Origin of the sequence: Pseudofrankia inefficax (genome assembly GCF_000166135.1) — a bacterium.
Classification (GTDB): Bacteria; Actinomycetota; Actinomycetes; order Frankiales; family Frankiaceae; genus Pseudofrankia; species Pseudofrankia inefficax.
Map to the genome: position 1 here is coordinate 2995192 of NC_014666.1, position 16789 is coordinate 3011980.

Consider the following 16789-nt stretch of genomic DNA (forward strand, 5'->3'; position numbering starts at 1 on the left):
ACATGCGTCCCAAGTCTGTGATCTTCGTGATCTGGGAGGTCCCGTGGCCGTGCCTGCCTTCGTGACCGACACAGGCGCCGGCGCCGGCCGTCGGGGCCGGTCGGCCGGCCCCGACGGCCGGCGCGGCCGTGAGCGGCGGGCCGGGGACGCCGGCCCGCGCCCGCCGGGCCGGGCCGTCGTCGCGCCGGTCGACGTGCCGGAGGTGCTCGGCCGGCACGTCCTGGTGGACGGGCTGGACCTCGTCGTCGACCTCGACGCGAGCAGCGGCCGCACGCTCGTGGACGCCCGCAGCGGCGAGGCCTACCTCGACCTCTACAGCTTCTTCGCCTCCGCGCCGCTGGGTGTGAACCCGCCGGCCCTCGCCGGCGACCCCGCCGTGGTCGCCGAGCTCGGCCGCGCCGCCCTGAACAAGCCGGCGAACCCGGACGTCGCGACCGTCGCCTACGCGGAGTTCGTCACCACCTTCGCCCGTGTCCTGGGCGACCCGCGGCTGCCGCACCTGTTCTTCGTGGAGGGCGGCTCCCCGGCGGTCGAGAACGCGCTGAAGGCCGCGTTCGACTGGAAGAGCCGGCACAACGAGGCTCATGGCCGCCCGGCCGAGCTCGGCACCCGCGTCCTGCACCTGCGGCACGCCTTCCACGGCCGTGGCGGCTACACCCTCTCGGTGACCAACACCGACCCGAACAAGACCGAACGGTTCCCGAAGTTCGACTGGCCGCGGATCGACAGCCCGGCCCAGACCTTCCCGGTGACCGAGGCGAGCCTCGCCGCGGTCGTGGGGGCGGAGGACCGTGCCCTGGCCCAGGCCGCGGCGGCGTTCGCTGCGCATCCGCACGACATCGCCTGCGTCCTCGCCGAGCCGATCCAGTGCGAGGGCGGTGACCGGCACCTGCGGCCCGAGTTCCTGGCCGCCCTGGGCGCGCTCGCCCATGAGAACGACGCCCTGTTCGTCCTGGACGAGGTGCAGACCGGCGTCGGCACGACCGGCGCCGCGTGGTGCTACCAGCGCCTCGGCCTCGCGCCGGACGTCGTCGCGTTCGGCAAGAAGGTCCAGGTCGGTGGGGTGATGGCCGGCGGGCGGCTCGACGAGGTGGCGGACAACGTGTTCCGGGTGCCCGGCCGGATCAACTCGACCTGGGGCGGCGGGCTGGTGGACATGGTCCGCTCGACCCGGATGCTGGAGGTCATGGAGCGCGACCGGCTGTTCGACGCCGCGGCCCGGGCGGGGGAGCGGCTTCTCGCCGGCCTGGAACGGCTCGCCGGACGTCACCCGCGCCTCGTGTCGAACCCCCGTGGCCTCGGCCTGCTGTGCGCCTTCGACCTGCCCGACCTGGCCACCCGCGACGAGACGCTGCGCCGGCTGCGCGCCGACGAGCACGTCCTCGCGCTGCCCGCCGGGGCGGGCACGGTGCGGCTGCGGCCGGCGCTGACGATCACCGACGACGAGATCGACGCCGCGGTGGGCGCCCTCGGCCGGGTACTCGACGCCCTGGCCGGGTCCGCCCGCCTGGGCGAGACTACGGCCCGCGGCTGAACCGCCCGGCCGGACCAGCCGGGCCCGAACCCGCTGACAGACCTTCGCGGAGGCGACGATGACGCTGGTACACCCGCCGCTGGCGGCAGCCATGATCCACGGTGTCGAGACCGAGGGCCCGACCGTCGCCTCGACCAACCCGGCCCGCCTGGACGAGGTGGTCGCCGAGGTCCGGCTCGGCGACGCCGGCACGCTGGTCGCGGCGGCGCGGGTCGCCCGAGGGGCGCAGCGCGGCTGGGCCGAGGTGCCCGCCCCGGTCCGGGGCGGTGTCATCGGGAACTTCGGCCGCCTCGTCGAGGAGAACGCCGAGGCGCTGGCCCGGCTGGTCACCCGGGAGATCGGCAAGCCGCTGGCCGAGGCCCGCGGCGAGGTCCAGGAGATCATCGACACCTGCCGGTTCTTCCTCGGCGAGGGCCGCCGCCTCTACGGCGAGACCGTCCCGTCGGAGATGCCCGACAAGCAGCTGTTCACGTTCCGCGAGCCGGTCGGCGTGATGATGGTGATCACCGCGGGGAACTTCCCGGTCGCCGTGCCGAGCTGGTACCTGGTGCCGGCGCTGCTGTGCGGCAACGCGGTCGTCTGGAAGCCCGCCGAGTACGCCGCCGCCTGCGCCCGGGCGCTCACCGAGCTCGCCCAGCACGCGGGCCTCCCGCCGGGCGTGCTGTCGATGGTCCCGGCCGACGGCGCCGCGACCGCCGCCGGGCTCGCGCAGGCCCTCGACGCCGGGCTCGTCGACAAGGTGGGCTTCACTGGTTCGACCGAGGTCGGCCGCGAGATCGGCGCGCTGTGCGGGCGGCACCTGCAGACGCCGTGCCTGGAGCTGGGCGGCAAGAACCCGATGGTCGTCGCGCCCGACGCGGACATCGACCTCGCCGTCGAGGGCGCCCTGTTCGGCGGGTTCGGCACCGCGGGGCAGCGCTGCACGTCGCTTGGCACCGTGATCGTCCACGAGTCGGTGTACGCCGGGTTCCGCCGCCGGTTCGCCGCCGCCGTCGAGAACGCGGCGATCGGCGACCCGACCCGCCCGGTCCTCTACGGCCCGATGCTCGACGCCAAGTTCGCCGCGGGCTACGAGCGCCACCTCGGGCTGATCCGCGACCACCACACGACGTTCGGCTCGACCGCCGTCGGCCGGATCACCGCCGCGGCCCCGCGCCGCGGCTTCGTCGGCGACCCGGCCGAGGGCCTCTACTACCATCCGGTCGTCGTCGACGGCGTGCGTCCCGACGACGCCCTGTTCCTGGAGGAGACGTTCGGCCCGATCGTCGGCCTGGCCACCTACCGGGACCTCGACGCCGCCATCGAGCTGGCCAACGCCCCCGGCTACGGCCTGTCGTCCGCGATCTACACGAACGACCCGGCCACGGTGTTCCGGTTCCGGCGCGGCATCTCTGCGGGCATGGTCAGCGTCAACAACTCGACCTCGGGCGCGGAGGCCCACCTGCCGTTCGGCGGCAACGGCCGCTCCGGCAACGGCTCCCGCCAGTCGGGCCGCTGGGTCCTCGACCAGGTGACCCGCTGGCAGTCGGTCAACTGGGACTACTCCGGCCGCCTGCAGAAGGCCCAGTTGGACACCGCCGTCCCCGACGCCGACCTCGCGTTCCGCCTGGAGCCCTGGCGATGATCTTGGTCAGAAAAGGGTCGTAGGCGGGTCATCGTCGCCTTCAGGAACAAGGTCGCGAAGTTCGTCGAGGGACAAGGACTGGCCGTCTGCGTGTGTGGCCAGCAGGACGAACAACCGGGCCGTCACCAGGGCGTCGTAGGTGGCGCGGTGAGGCCGGAGGCCCGAGTTCAGACCCTGGGCCAAGCCAAAGGCCTCCACCAGCGAGCCGAGGCGGTAACTGACGCGCTCGAGCCGAAGTCTGTGGGCGAGCTTCAAGGTGTCGAAGACCTCGGCCGGCTCCCAGCCGGCGAGTTTGCGCTGGAGCACGCCAAGGTCGACGGGTGCGTTGTGGGCAACGATCACCGGACCCTCCAGGGCGGTGCGGATCTCCTTCGCCACGTCGGCCATGACGGGGGCGGCGGCTACGGCCTCATTGGCGATGCCGTGGATGCGCCGGGCGAAGGTGGTAATCGGGCCGTCCGGTCATAGGAGCCAGCTGGCCGGTTCGCCGATGGTGCCGCCTGTGATGGGTGCGACCGCCAGCTCCACCGGGTCCGGCGGCTGCTGGCCGTTGCCTTCAATGTCGATGAAGGCGTAGTCGAGGCTCGTCCAGTCGGTCACGAGGCAGCAGGCTCCTTCCATCCGATGTCGGCGCCGCCGTGGCGCCGGGTGTGGTGAGGATGGCGCACGTCGTGGACCTGGTAGCCGAGAGCGTGCTGGAGGAAGTAGCGCGGCTGTTCGTGAGGGAGGCCGGCGACCAGCGCGGCGCGATCGGTGATGTCGACTACCTTCATGTCCTCGTTGTCCGGCACGGGCTTTGCGAGAGCGGTTATCTGCTCTCCCGACCAGCCATGGCCACGTGATAGACCGGATAGATCTTGGGAGTAGGCTCCCAAAGAGGTAGCACCTGAGACGGGGGTCGACGTGGCAACCACCTTTGTGATCTCTGCGGCCGACGCTGCAGACCTGCTCTCACTCCGGACGTGGCTGCGGCGCGTCAATGGGCTGGAGGTGAAGCTATCGCCGACTGCTCCATCGTCGGGCGAGCAAGGCGCCGGGTGGGATGTCCTGAGCGTGGTCGCGGGGTCGGGCGGCGTCGGGGTCGCCATGCTGGCGACCATAAAGTCTTGGATCGAATCCCGCCGCTCCAGTCTGCGGATACGAGTCAAGGACAGCAGTTCTGAACGCGAGATCGAACTGGACGCCGAGAACATCGACGACGTGATGCCGTTGCTGAAGAAGATGCTGGATGGATGAGCTAACGGCGCCAGACTTCTCTAGGTCGCGCGCGATTTTGGTTGGTACTTCCGAATACAAATATCTCCCGCAGATGCCCGCTGCGGCAAACAGTCTCGACCGCATCAAGAACCTGCTGACCGGCCCGCTCTGCGGCTGGCCGTCCGAAAAAGTAGACGTTTTTCTAAATGAAAATGCCCTGGGCGATCTTTCGTTCAAGCTAGCCAAAATGATAGTAGAGACATCCGATGTCCTGTTCTTCTACTACGTTGGTCACGGTCAGTCGACGCTAAATGAAGATCTTTGCATGGGCCTGGTGGACACATCCGCGGATCCTGTCGAGCGAGAGTTTAGCGGTCTCCTTATGGCAGCCATCCGTAGGATGCTCTCCCACAGCCGGGCCCGGGTTCGGGTTATCGTCCTCGACTGCTGTTTTTCTGGAATCGCCACCGAAAACCGGCAAGGAAATTCCGACGAGGCGGAGTACTTCGCGGACATAGCAAAGGTGAGTGGCGCGTATACGCTGACCGCCTCCGAGGCGCACGCGCCTGCCCGCTACGAGGCGGGTCCGAGCCCTCTCACGCAGTTTACAAAGAATTTTTGTGACCTCATACAACATGGAATACCGGGCGAGCCGCTCCCATTGACGCTCAATCTTATCTTTCCCCACCTTCGGGACCGCTTGCTGGAACAGAGCCTGCCGGCGCCTACCCAGCTCAACATCGACAGAGGTAGCTCGTTCGTCTTCGCGCGCAATGCGGTTTCGCCTGAACTACGCTTTGACCCGAGGGTCGAGGTGGAGAGGCTCCGAATAGCCCTGCGCGAAGCGCAGGAGCGGGAAAGTGAGCTGCGCAATACTGCCAACGACCTGATGAACGAACTTAACAAGTTGCGGTCGCGATCCTCGTCCTCTCAAGATCGGAGAGATCTGAGCAAAGCCGAGGTCGACAGGAACGAGGGGAACGGGAAGCCAGACTCCGACACGTGGGACTTCTTTGTTTCGTACACTGGAGCCGATCTGCAATGGGCTGAATGGGTAGCAGCAGTTCTGGAAGACGCGGGGTACCGCGTCTTGATTCAAGCCTGGGACTTCGTCGTTGGCTCGAATTGGCAGCTCCAAATGCTGCACGGTATAAGAAGTTCCGCCCGCATGATTGCACTGTTGTCTTCCTCCTATCTCAGTTCGGTTTACGGACAGTCAGAATGGCAGGCTACCCTCAGGGCGGACCCGGATGGTATTCAGCGAAAGCTGCTGCCGGTACGAATTGAGGATTGTCCGCGGCCCGGCCTGCTCGATACGATCGTATCGCTGGATCTTTTTGGTCTAGACGAAGATGCTGCGCGTCGACGCCTCTTGCAGGCCGTCGCCGGCGCCGTCTCCGGAAGGGTAAAACCGTCAGAAAAGCCAAAATTCCCGTTCCGGTGAGAGAATTGCGGTTCGGCCACTCGCTGGGTAAAACCGTTGATCATGGTGTGTGCGTCGCAAAGGTAGTGGCTGAGGCTCACATCTCCCATGCGATCTCGATGTGGTCCGGGCCGCCGGGTCGTCCTCGCCATCGCCGATGACCTCGGCCGTGCAGAGCTGGGCGACCCGGCTGGCCAGCCGGGCCTCGCGCTCGAACAGCCGGCGAAAGTCCGGATCGGTCGCGTACTCCGCCCGGACGACCTTGACCGCGGCCTGCCGGCCCTCGGCTGAGCGGCCGAGATAGACGCTGCTCATCCCGCTCCGGCCCAACAGCCCCTCAAGCTGATACGGCTCGCCGGCCGACGGGTCGGAGCGGTTCGGCGGGCTGACCCCGCTCGTCGGCGTGGGCGGGAGCTACCCGCAGGTAGGACGTCAGGCGGGTGTGCTGGCGGTGAGCCGTCCTCGGTCGGTCGGGACGTCATCGATGTGTCGACCACGCGTGCGACCTGTGCCGGGCACGCGGACCCCAGCCGGACAGCACGGCGTCCCCCGTCAGACCGCCAAGTAGCCGACAACCCGGCCTGTTGTTCCTACCGGCCCGGCTCGGCGCAGAATCCGGCCCTCGGCGGGTGGACAGGCCCAGCCGGCCCGAGGGGCGGGCTAAAGCGATTTTCGTGGATCTTCGTTGCGGCCGGGCTACGCCAAATTCCATACCCAGACGCGGATCTCCAGGTCGTATCGAGCCACTGGCCGGGCCATGATCGCGAAGTGCGTATGGATAAAAGTCTCAAATCGGGCGCCGGGTGCCGTTTTCGATACCCAGTTCGCGATCATGGCCATCAGGTGGAGAGCGGGCCACCCATGATCGCCAGTTCAGTATGGAGATCGGCGCTCCTGCATGATCTACGGGATACGGGCTAGTAGGGCTTTGTCGGGTCGCTCGGACCAGGACAAACCGATGCCTCGGAGGCTCGTACAGCGCGATCTCTGTTCCGCATCTATGCAGGTCGCAGGGTTCGGCCGATTGAGCGGCCACGACCGGCTGCGCCACCCGGAGGGCGACCTGACGAAGTAGTACTGGTGCCGCCTCCGACAAGGTTCGCCCGCTTCGGGCGTTCCCATGATCGCGGTCTCAACCCTCTGGTGGTCGTGTCCGCTTCTGTTGCGCAGCCACCAGAGGGTCGAAACGGCGATCAAGGCGGCGGGCAGACGTTGTCCGCCGCAGCACTAGGCGGGTCAGGACATGGCCTGGAACATCCAGTGCTGCTCCTCGATCTCCTGCAGCAGGTTGATGAAGACGTCCTGGGTCACCGGGTCGGCCTTCTCGGTCGTCGCCATGTGGGCCCGCATGTGCTGGCTCGTCTCGCCCAGCAGGTCGGTCATGATCCGTACGACCTTCTCGTCCGGCAGGTAGCCGCTCTCCACCCCGCGCAGTGGCGACCGGGTCGTGACGGTGTGCGACTGGCCGTCGGGGTTGCAGCCGATCGCGACCGACCGCTCGGCCAGCGTGTCGGTGTAGGCGCGGGTGACGTCGACGACCTCGTCCAGCTGCTTGTGCACGCTGCGGAAGCTGTGGCCGATGACGTTCCAGTGCAGCTGCTTGGCGAGCAGGCTGAGATCGATCAGCTCGACGACGGCGGCCTGCAGGGCCTCGCCGGTGGTGGTCCGGGCCTCGTCGGACAGCGGACTACGTACGGTGCTCATCATCGTCCTCTCGGGGAGCCAGGTCGATGGTCCGTAACTCCCTGCCCGGCGCGCCTGGCTTCAACCACCCCGCGGCCTTTCGGAGCACCGCCCGAGGCCGGTGAGACGTGGGGAACATGTCGCCGGCCGCCGTGATAGGGGCTGTAGCGTCCAGCGCGTGGGCTATGCCGACGTCGGACCGGAGCACCTCCCTCGACGCGGTCGCCGCCAGGACGGGAGTCTGACGTGATCTCTTCGGTGCGCCTGCCCGGCGTGCATCACTCGGCACCGGCCAAGTCCGGCCCGCCTCGGGATCCGGCGCCCAAGCCGGCGCCGCCCAAGCCGCCGATGTGGCGCAGCTGGCTGCTGCCGTTCGGGCTGCTGCTCACGGCGCTGCTGCTGTTCACGCCCCACATGGCAGGCGGCAAGACGAAGGCGCTCGACTACTCCGATCTCCTCGGCCAGGTCAACGCCGGCAAGGTCGCGTCGGTGTCGATCAACGACAAGGGTGCCGTCGACGGCAAGTTGAAGGACGGCACGTCGTTCACCACCCAGATCCCCACGGTGCTCGACAACACCACGCTCGCCTCCCAGCTCCAGGCCAAGCACGTGACGGTCAAGGGCACCCAGACCGGCGGCTCCTGGATCTCGGTGCTGCTCAGCTTCCTGCCGCTGCTGCTGCTCGTCGGCTTCTTCGTCTGGACCGGCCGCCAGACACAGCGCCAGCTCTCCGGCGGCGGCCCACTCGGCGCGATCGGCCGGTCCCGGGCCAAGATCACCGACGCGGAGCGCCCGGAGACCCGGTTCGCCGACGTCGCCGGCTACGAGGGCGCCAAGCAGGAGATCAGCGAGGTGGTCGACTTCCTGCGCAACCCCGACCGGTACGCCAGGGCCGGCGCGAAGGGCCCGCGCGGCGTCCTGATGGTGGGCCCGCCCGGAACCGGCAAGACCCTGCTGGCCAGGGCGGTCGCCGGCGAGGCCGAGGTGCCGTTCCTGTCCGTGACGGGTTCCAGCTTCGTGGAGATGTTCGTCGGCGTCGGCGCCTCCCGGGTGCGTGACCTGTTCGCCGAGGCGCGCAAGCGGGCGCCGTCGATCATCTTCATCGACGAGATCGACTCGATCGGTGGCCGCCGCGGTGGCTCCGTGATCGGTGGCTCCAACGACGAGCGCGAGCAGACCCTCAACCAGCTGCTCGCCGAGATGGACGGCTTCGACGGCTCGACCGGCGTCGTCGTGCTCGCCGCGACCAACCGGCCGGAGACGCTGGACGCCGCGTTGCTGCGGGCCGGCCGGTTCGACCGCCAGGTCACCGTCCCGCTGCCGACGCAGGCGGAACGGGCCGCGATCCTCGCCGTGCACGCCCGCGGCAAGCAGCTCGCCCCTGACGTCGACTTCGACGTGGTCGCGCGCGCGACCCCGGGCTTCTCCGGCGCCGACCTGGCCAACCTGCTGAACGAGGCGGCCATCCACGCGGTCCGGGAGGGCCGGGACGTGCTGAGCGCCGCCGACCTTGGCGCGGCCCGGGACCGGATCCTGCTCGGCCGCCGGGAGGCGTCCAACGCGCTGCTGCCCGACGAGAAGCGCTCGGTCGCCTTCCACGAGTCCGGGCACGCGCTGGTCGCTGCCCTGTCCGCGCATGCCGACCCGGTCGCGAAGGTGACGATCCTGCCGGCCGGGATGGCGCTCGGCGTCACCGAGCAGCTGCCGGAGGCCGAACGCCACCTCTACACGCAGCCCTACCTGCTGGACAGCCTCGCGGTCCGGCTCGGCGGCCGGGCCGCGGAGCTCGTCGTCTACGGCTACGGCTCGACGGGGGCGTCCAGCGACCTCGCCGGGGCGACGGAACTCGCGACCAGGATGGTCCGGGAGTTCGGGCTGTCCGACGCGGTCGGCCCGGTCGGCTACAGCTCGGGGCAGCAGCAGTTCCTCGGCGGCGAGGAGCTCGTCAGCCGGTCCTACTCCGAGGACACCCAGCGGGTCATCGACGGTGAGGTCGCGCGCATCCTGCGGGAGGCCGAGGCCAGGGCGATCGAGCTGCTGCGCACGCACCGGGAGGCCCTCGACCGCCTCGCCGCCCTGCTGCTGGAGAAGGAGACCGTCGACGGTTCCGCCGTCACCGACGTCCTGCGGCTGGTGTCGGGCGACGGTGGCCCGGCCGACGGCTCCCCGACGTCGTTGGAACTTCCCGCGCAGCCGGCCGGCCAGGCCTGACCGTCCTTCCTTCCGGCGACGGTGGCCGTCGTCGCGGAAGGAAGGACGGGGAGAACGGTCCTACTGGGGGACAGTGCCGCAGGACTCCAGGGTGCCGCCCTGGTAGCCGGTCTGGAACGCGGTCTTACGCTGCTGGGCGGAGCCGTGGGTCCAGGTCTCCGGGTTCACGTCGACGCCGGCCTTCTGCTCGATGCGGTCGTCGCCGACGGCCTGCGCGGCGTTGAGCGCCTCGTCGACGTCGGCCTGGCCGATCGTCACGTAGCCGTCCTTGTTGGCCAGGGTCGACCAGACGCCCGCGTAGCAGTCGGCCTGCAGCTCCAGCTGCACCGACAGGGCGTTCTCGCGGGACGGGTCCGCCTGCTGCGCGTCCCGGACCCGGGCCTCGGTGCCGGTGAGGGTCTGGATGTGGTGGCCGACCTCGTGGGCGACGATGTACGCCTGCGCGAACCGGCCCTGGGCGCCGTAGCGCTGCTGCAGCTCGTTGAGGAAACCGAGGTCGATGTAGACCCGCTGGCCGTTCGGGCAGTAGAACGGCCCGACCGCCGACGACGCCTGGCCGCAGCCGGTGCTGGTGGACTGCTCGAAGTAGACCAGGGTCGGGCGGGTGTAGGCCTGGCCGCGGCCGGAGAAGTAGCTCGTCCAGGTCTGGTTGACCTCGTTGAAGACCTTCAGGACGAAGCAGTCGTCGTATGTGTCGAGCGCCCCCGCGGTGTTGCACCGGGCCGCCAGATCGGCCGCCGCCGAGGCGCCAGCCCCGGTGCCGCCCGCCGGCAGGCCGGTCGTGCTACCCGTGGTGCCGCCGCCGAGCAGCGTGACCAGCAGATAGATCACCACGCCGACGACGCCGAGGCCGCCGCCGCCCAGCGCGATCCGCCCACCCGAACCCATCCCGCCGCGCTGGTCGTCCAGCTGCGAGGTGTCGACCGACTGGTCGTCGAACTCCATGGCCCGCCTCTCGGTACCCGCCGTGATCGATGCCCGAGCCGGGCGGGACGTTCATGCCCCAACAGGCACCGAGTATGTCAACGGGTACAAAGGGCCCGGCACCGAGCCCGGCAGCGGCCCGGCAGCCGGCCACCCCACCCACCATGATCGTCGTTTGGGCCCTGGGGTGGTCGTAGAAGGGACGTTTCTACGACCACCCCAGGGCCCAAACCGCGATCTTGGGCGCGATGTGTGGGGCGGGTCTGGGGGCTCGGTGGTGGCGGCTGCCGGGCGGGGAGGGCTGCCGGGCTTTGGTGGCTGCGGGGCTGCGGTGGCTGCGGGGCGGTGGTGGCTTGGCGGCAGCCGGCGGTGATGGCTGGTCCGCGCGTGGCGGGGTCAGACCGGTGGTTCGGCGGGGTGGTGTGGCGGCGGGCCGTGGTGGGCGGCCGCGGCGGGGCCGTCGCCGTCGGCCCAGACGACCCGGCAGTCGGCGCAGTGCCGGCCCGGCGACCAGGCCCGCTTCGACTCGGCCCGTCCGTCCGGCGGGTCCCGGTGCCGGTGGTGCGCGCAGGCCAGCCGCAGCAGGCGCGGCGAGCGCGGGCGGTGGCCGGTCACACCCGCCCTCGGCCGTCGCAGGAGACGCAGACGTCGACGGCCTGCGCCCCGCGGTGGTCTCGTTGGACGAAGCCGGTGCCGCCGCAGCCGCCGCAGGTCAGCGGCCCGCGGTCGGCGTGCTCGTCCTCGGGTGGCGGGCCGTAGGTCGCGCCACCACGCTTCTCCTCGCGGCCAAACCGCATGTCGCCCTGACGGCGCCCGCCGGCGCCCTGCCGTCTCATGATCCGACAAACTAGGAGGCCGGCCCGGCTATGACTACCCGGCCTACCGTGGTCCTCCGTGTCCACCTCTTCTACATCTTTGTAGCTGTTGTTGCCCGACAAACCCGCCCTACCAAGCACAACGGCCCGCTCCGGCGAGGGAGCGGGCCGAGCACGTCCCGTGACGCGGCTGGCGAGGTCAGGCCGAGGTGGGCACACCCAGGCGCAGGCGCTTCGGGTTGGCCACCGGGCCGATCGCGATCACGTCCGACTCGACCGGGGCGGTCTCGGCCGCGACCTGCTCGGCCGCGGTGTCCCGCTGGACCGGCAGGGCGAATCCGGCCGTAGGCACGGCCGCCTCGTTCAGTTCCATCCGGATGAACCTCCTTTGTGCCTCGAATGTGCCTCGAACCGGGATGCGGGCGACGCGCACCGCGCAGTCCGCACCAAAACGGTATCGAGCGGGCGCGCGGGGCCAACCCCAGACCGCCCCGCCAGGGCGATAGTTGCGTCACAATCCGATCGGGTCCCGTTGGACTTTGCTAGGCAGGAGTGCGCAGGTTGGGCGGGTGGGGAGGTCCGATGGACGGCACCGGTCAGGTGGACGGGACGGCGGGCGCGGCGGTGACCGGTCGCTGGGTCGACGTCGACGGGCCGGTCTACTACGCGGACTTCGGCGGGCCGGCTGACGGGCCGGTGATCGTCTGCGTCCACGGGCTGGGCGCGTCCCACACCAGTTGGTGGACCTTCGGGCCGCTGCTGGCCCGGCATGGCCGGGTGCTCGCGCTGGACCTGGCCGGGTTCGGCCGCACGGTGGCCGGCGCCCGGCGGACCGACGTGGAGTCCAACCGGCGGCTGCTCGCCGGTTTCCTGGCCGCGGTGGCGGGGGAGCGCCCGGCGCTGCTGGTCGGCAACTCGATGGGCGGGATGATCAGCCTGCTGCAGGCCGCGGCCGATCCGCGCTCGGTCGCCGGGCTGGTGCTGATCTCGCCGGCACTGCCGATCCCGCGGCTGCGGCCGCCGGACGCCTCGATTCTCGGCATGTTCGCCGGGATGGCCCTGCCCAAGGTCGGCTCGATGGTCCTGGCGCGCCGCCGGGAGGTGTACACCGCCGAGCAACTCGTCGAGCAGGCCCTGGTCCGGACCACGGTGGACGCGCGGCGGGTGCCGGCGGACGCCTTCGCCGCCATGGTGGCGCTGTCGAAGGAGCGGGCGGAGCGGCCGGGCGGCGGCCCCGACAGCGACGCCGCGCTGGTGACGGCGACCCGGTCGGTCGTCGGGCGCCTCGCCCGGCCGCGGGACCTCGCCGCCGCCGTCGCCGCGGTGACCGCGCCGACCCTGCTCGTCCACGGCCGGCAGGACCGGCTGGTGCCGGTCGCGGCCGCGCGGCACGCCGCCCGCCGCCGGCCCGACTGGCGCTGCGAGATCCTCGACGACTGCGGGCACCTGGCGCAGCTGGAGGCCCCGGAGCAGACCATCGCGCTGGTCGAGGACTGGCTGGAGGGCCGGGGCGCCGGAGCGCTGCGCTCGGACCCGGCGGCGATCCCCGCGCAGCAGGCGACGCGGTCCTAGCGGCCGACCCGCCGGCGCGGCGGGCGGCCGAAGGGAACCCGCCACCGCCGCGGGCGAACGGGCGTTCGTGTCGGGCGCGGCATTGTCGGACCCTGCGGCTAGGCTGCAGCCACCGCGGAAATCCTCCCCATCTGGACAAGTCCCCGACGTCCGGTAGGGGCTGTTCGTCCGTGCGCTCTGCGCCTGTCGCTGCCAGCGGTCCCGCTGTCCCGGGTCCCGGAGATGGAGGCCTGCCGTGTCCGACTCGTTCGTGCACCTGCATGTCCACACCGAGTACTCGATGCTCGACGGAGCCGCTCGGCTCAAGGACATGTTCACCGAGGTCAGCCGGCAGCAGATGCCCGCGGTGGCGATCACGGACCACGGCTACATGTACGGGGCGTACGACTTCCACAAGCAGGCGACCGCGGCCGGCGTGAAGCCGATCATCGGGTGCGAGGCGTACATCGCGCCGGAGTCCAGGCTCCTGAAGCAGCGGGTCCGCTGGGGCGAGCCACACCAGAAGAGCGACGACGTCTCCGGTAGCGGCTCGTACACCCACATGACCATCTGGGCCCGCAACGCCGAGGGCCTGCACAACCTGTTCCGGCTGAACTCGCGCGCCTCCATCGAGGGCCACTACATCAAGTGGCCCCGGATGGACCGGGAGATCATCTCCGAGCACTCCGCCGGCCTGATGGCGACGACGGGCTGCCCGTCCGGCGAGGTGCAGACCCGGCTGCGGCTCGGCCAGCCCGAGCTCGCCCTGAAGGCGGCGGCCACCTACCAGGAGATCTTCGGCCCGGAGAACTACTTCTGCGAGATCATGGACCACGGCATCGAGATCGAGCGCCGGGTCCGCGACGGCCTGGTCGACATCGCCCGCAAGCTGAACATGCGGTTCGTCGTCACCAACGACTCGCACTACACCTACGAGTCCGAGCGCGAGACGCACTCCGCGCTGCTGTGCGTGCAGACCGCGTCGACGGTGGCGAACCCGTCGTTCCAGTTCGAGGGCTCGGGCTACTTCCTCAAGAGCGCCGACCAGATGCGCGCCATCGACTACTCCGACGCCTGGCGGGAGGGCTGCGACACCACGCTGCTCATCGCCGAGCGGGTCGACACCACCGGCATGTTCCCCAAGCACAACCTGATGCCCGTGTACCCGACCCCCGAGGGGGAGACCGAGGAGTCGTTCTTCCGCGCCGAGGTGCTGCGCGGCATGGAGCGGCGTTTCCCGGGCGGCATCGACGAGAAGCACCGCACGCAGGTCGAGTACGAGATCGGCGTCATCCTGCAGATGGGATTCCCGTCGTACTTCCTGGTCGTCGCGGACTTCATCATGTGGGCGAAGAACAACGGCATCGCGGTCGGCCCGGGCCGTGGCAGCGCCGCCGGCTCGCTGATCGCCTACGCGCTCGGCATCACCGACCTCGACCCGCTGCCGCACGGGCTGATCTTCGAGCGGTTCCTCAACCCCGAGCGCGTCTCGATGCCGGACATCGACATCGACTTCGACGACCGCAGGCGCGCGGACGTCATCCGGTACGTGACGGAGAAGTGGGGCGAGGACCGGATCGCCCAGATCGTCACCTACGGCACCATCAAGGCGAAGGCCGCCATCAAGGACTCGGCCCGGGTGCTCGGCTACCCGTACGCCGTCGGTGACCGGATCACCAAGGCCATGCCGCCGATGGTGATGGGCAAGGACATCCCGCTGCCCGGCATCTTCGACCCGAACCACCCGCGGTTCAGCGAGGCCGGCGAGATCCGGGCGCTGTACGAGTCCGACGCCGACGTCCGCAAGGTGATCGACACGGCCAAGGGCCTGGAGGGCCTGATCCGGCAGGCCGGGGTGCACGCGGCCGGGGTCATCATGTCCGCCGAGCCGATCATCGACCACATCCCGGTGTGGCGCCGCGACGCCGACGGTGTGATCATCACGCAGTTCGACTACCCGACCTGCGAGAACCTCGGCCTGCTGAAGATGGACTTCCTCGGGCTGCGCAACCTCACCGTCATGGACGACGCGGTGCGCAACGTCGAGTCCAACCGGGGCATCAAGATCGACCTGCTGAGCCTGGGCCTGGACGACAAGACGACCTACGAGCTGCTCTCCCGCGGCGACACCCTCGGGGTGTTCCAGCTCGACGGCGGCCCGCTGCGCTCGCTGCTGCGGCTGATGCGCCCGGACAACTTCGAGGACATCTCCGCCGTCATCGCGCTCTACCGGCCCGGCCCGATGGGCGCCAACTCCCACACCAACTACGCGCTGCGCAAGAACGGCCAGCAGGAGATCATCCCGATCCACCCCGAGCTCGGTACGGCGCTCGACGAGGTCCTCGGCACGACCTACGGCCTGATCGTCTATCAGGAGCAGGTCATGGCGATCGCGCAGGTGGTCGGCGGCTACAGCCTCGGCCAGGCGGACCTGCTGCGCCGCGCGATGGGCAAGAAGAAGAAGGAGATCCTCGACAAGGAGTTCGCCCCGTTCTCGGCCGGCATGAAGGCCAACGGATACTCCGACGCGGCGATCAAGACGCTGTGGGACATCCTCGTCCCGTTCTCCGACTACGCGTTCAACAAGGCACACAGCGCCGCGTACGGGCTGGTCTCCTACTGGACCGCCTACCTGAAGGCCAACTACCCGGCCGAGTACATGGCCGCGCTGCTGACCTCGGTGCGCGACGACAAGGACAAGAGCGCGATCTACCTGAACGAGTGCCGCCGGATGGGCATCAAGGTGCTGCCCCCCGACGTCAACATCTCCGACGCCGACTACACCGCGCACGGCGAGAGTGAGATCCGCGTCGGCCTCGCCGCGATCCGCAACGTCGGCATCAACGTCGTCGAGTCCATCACGCGGACCCGCCGGACCAAGAGCCCGTATACCTCGTTCCCCGACTTCCTCGACAAGGTCGAGGCGGTGGTCTGCAACAAGCGGACCATCGAGTCGTTGATCAAGGCGGGCGCGTTCGACTCCTTCGGCCACACCCGCCGCGGCCTCGTCGAGAAGCACGAGCAGGCCGTCGACGCGGTGATGGCGGTGAAGAAGAAGACCGCCGAGGGGCAGTTCGACCTGTTCGCGTTCGGCGGTGACGACGAGGACGGCTCTCCGCTGGAGACCCCCGGCCTCGGCGTCGGCGAGTTCTCCGAGAAGGAGTGGGACAAGGCCGTCCTGCTCTCGAACGAACGGGAGATGCTCGGCCTGTACGTCTCGGACCACCCGTTGTCCGGCGTCGAGCACGTGCTGGCCGCGAAGGCCGACACCACGGTGGCCAACCTGGTCGACTACCCGGACGGCGCCGTCGTCACGATCGGCGGCATCATCTCCAGCCTGCAGCGCAAGGTCACCAAGCAGGGCAAGGTCTGGGCGCTGACCACCATCGAGGACCTCGAAGGTGGCCTCGAGGTGATGTTCTTCCCCGCGACCTACGAGACGTGCGCGACCCAGCTGTCCGAGGACGCGGTCGTCATCGTCAAGGGCCGGCTCGACAAGCGGGAGGACGCGCCGCGCCTCGTCGCGTCCGAGCTGACCGTCCCCGACCTGTCCGAGCAGGCGCTCTCCCCGCCCGTGGTGATCACCCTGCCGACGGTGCGGGTGAACGCGCCGACGGTCGACCGGCTGCGCGAGGTGCTCGCCGACCACCCCGGCACGACCGAGGTGCACCTGCACCTGCAGTCCCCGCACCGCACGACGCTGCTGCGCCTGGACGACGCGTTCAAGGTCCGCCGGACGCCCGCCCTGATGGGTGACCTGAAGGCCCTGCTCGGCGCCTCAGCCGTCGCCTGAGCGCACCTGAATGCCGTCGGCCCGCGCGACCGGG

At 69.9% G+C, this 16789-nt stretch carries 15 protein-coding genes; 7 read left to right on the forward strand and 8 right to left on the reverse strand.

What is annotated here, in order from left to right; translation table 11 throughout:
* The first annotated feature begins 43 nt into the window (after positions 1–43).
* Both lat and FRAEUI1C_RS12135 read left to right on the forward strand, forming a co-directional pair.
* A complete protein-coding gene (gene lat, locus FRAEUI1C_RS12130; RefSeq protein ID WP_013423589.1) occupies positions 44–1534 on the forward strand; it encodes an L-lysine 6-transaminase in 1491 nt (496 codons plus the stop codon).
* A 58-nt stretch (positions 1535–1592) separates the two neighbouring features.
* Entirely contained in the window at positions 1593–3158 is a 1566-nt protein-coding gene (locus tag FRAEUI1C_RS12135; protein ID WP_013423590.1) for an aldehyde dehydrogenase family protein, read from the forward strand.
* 6 nt (positions 3159–3164) lie between these two features.
* On the opposite strand, the gene FRAEUI1C_RS12140 is transcribed toward FRAEUI1C_RS12135, so the two are convergent.
* Genes FRAEUI1C_RS12140 through FRAEUI1C_RS38190 form a run of 3 tightly spaced genes read right to left on the reverse strand, consistent with a single transcriptional unit; the run spans position 3165 to position 3931 of the window.
* Complete coding sequence (locus FRAEUI1C_RS12140) at positions 3165–3608, reverse strand: 3'-5' exonuclease (RefSeq protein ID WP_198318814.1); 444 nt, start codon at positions 3606–3608, stop codon at positions 3165–3167.
* A gap of 12 nt (positions 3609–3620) precedes the next feature.
* Positions 3621–3758 carry a hypothetical protein gene (locus tag FRAEUI1C_RS40195; RefSeq protein ID WP_198318745.1) on the reverse strand — a complete coding sequence of 46 codons (138 nt, stop codon included), beginning with the start codon at positions 3756–3758 and terminating at the stop codon, positions 3621–3623.
* Complete coding sequence (locus tag FRAEUI1C_RS38190; protein WP_198318746.1) at positions 3755–3931, reverse strand: hypothetical protein; 177 nt, start codon at positions 3929–3931, stop codon at positions 3755–3757. Before FRAEUI1C_RS38190 ends, FRAEUI1C_RS40195 begins: the two co-directional genes overlap by 4 nt.
* Positions 3932–4061: 130 nt before the next feature.
* Between FRAEUI1C_RS38190 and FRAEUI1C_RS12150 the strand changes: the two genes are divergently transcribed.
* Both FRAEUI1C_RS12150 and FRAEUI1C_RS41880 read left to right on the forward strand, forming a co-directional pair.
* The gene (locus FRAEUI1C_RS12150) at positions 4062–4394 is read left to right on the forward strand and encodes an effector-associated constant component EACC1 (RefSeq protein ID WP_013423591.1); all 333 of its coding nucleotides are present in this window, start codon (positions 4062–4064) and stop codon (positions 4392–4394) included.
* Positions 4387–5799, forward strand: coding sequence for a caspase, EACC1-associated type (locus FRAEUI1C_RS41880; RefSeq protein ID WP_071587943.1), 1413 nt, complete (start codon positions 4387–4389; stop codon positions 5797–5799). The genes FRAEUI1C_RS12150 and FRAEUI1C_RS41880 overlap by 8 nt, the downstream gene beginning before the upstream one ends.
* Before the next feature lie 1215 nt (positions 5800–7014).
* Here FRAEUI1C_RS41880 and FRAEUI1C_RS12160 read toward each other — a convergent pair.
* Complete coding sequence (locus tag FRAEUI1C_RS12160; RefSeq protein WP_013423593.1) at positions 7015–7482, reverse strand: Dps family protein; 468 nt, start codon at positions 7480–7482, stop codon at positions 7015–7017.
* Positions 7483–7707: 225 nt separating this feature from the next.
* Here FRAEUI1C_RS12160 and ftsH point away from each other — a divergent pair, with 225 nt between their 5' ends.
* On the forward strand, positions 7708–9672 hold the full coding sequence (gene ftsH, locus FRAEUI1C_RS12165; protein ID WP_013423594.1) for an ATP-dependent zinc metalloprotease FtsH: 1965 nt from the start codon (positions 7708–7710) through the stop codon (positions 9670–9672).
* 60 nt (positions 9673–9732) lie between these two features.
* Here the strand turns inward: ftsH and ypfJ are convergent, their stop codons facing one another.
* The 4 genes from ypfJ to FRAEUI1C_RS40200 all read right to left on the reverse strand — a co-directional run bounded on the left by ypfJ (position 9733) and on the right by FRAEUI1C_RS40200 (position 11784).
* Positions 9733–10617 carry a KPN_02809 family neutral zinc metallopeptidase gene (gene ypfJ, locus FRAEUI1C_RS12170; protein ID WP_013423595.1) on the reverse strand — a complete coding sequence of 295 codons (885 nt, stop codon included), beginning with the start codon at positions 10615–10617 and terminating at the stop codon, positions 9733–9735.
* Positions 10618–10992: 375 nt separating this feature from the next.
* Positions 10993–11211 (reverse strand): hypothetical protein, encoded by a 219-nt coding sequence (locus FRAEUI1C_RS12175; RefSeq protein ID WP_013423596.1) that lies wholly within the window; start codon positions 11209–11211, stop codon positions 10993–10995.
* Positions 11208–11432, reverse strand: coding sequence for a hypothetical protein (locus FRAEUI1C_RS12180; protein ID WP_232425399.1), 225 nt, complete (start codon positions 11430–11432; stop codon positions 11208–11210). Before FRAEUI1C_RS12180 ends, FRAEUI1C_RS12175 begins: the two co-directional genes overlap by 4 nt.
* A gap of 178 nt (positions 11433–11610) precedes the next feature.
* A complete protein-coding gene (locus FRAEUI1C_RS40200) occupies positions 11611–11784 on the reverse strand; it encodes a hypothetical protein (protein ID WP_013423598.1) in 174 nt (57 codons plus the stop codon).
* Between the two features lie 209 nt (positions 11785–11993).
* On the opposite strand from FRAEUI1C_RS40200, the gene FRAEUI1C_RS12185 reads away from it, so the two are divergent.
* On the forward strand, positions 11994–12983 hold the full coding sequence (locus FRAEUI1C_RS12185) for an alpha/beta fold hydrolase (RefSeq protein ID WP_013423599.1): 990 nt from the start codon (positions 11994–11996) through the stop codon (positions 12981–12983).
* A 235-nt stretch (positions 12984–13218) separates the two neighbouring features.
* Positions 13219–16755 carry a DNA polymerase III subunit alpha gene (gene dnaE / locus FRAEUI1C_RS12190; protein ID WP_013423600.1) on the forward strand — a complete coding sequence of 1179 codons (3537 nt, stop codon included), beginning with the start codon at positions 13219–13221 and terminating at the stop codon, positions 16753–16755.
* Positions 16756–16789 lie beyond the last annotated feature (34 nt).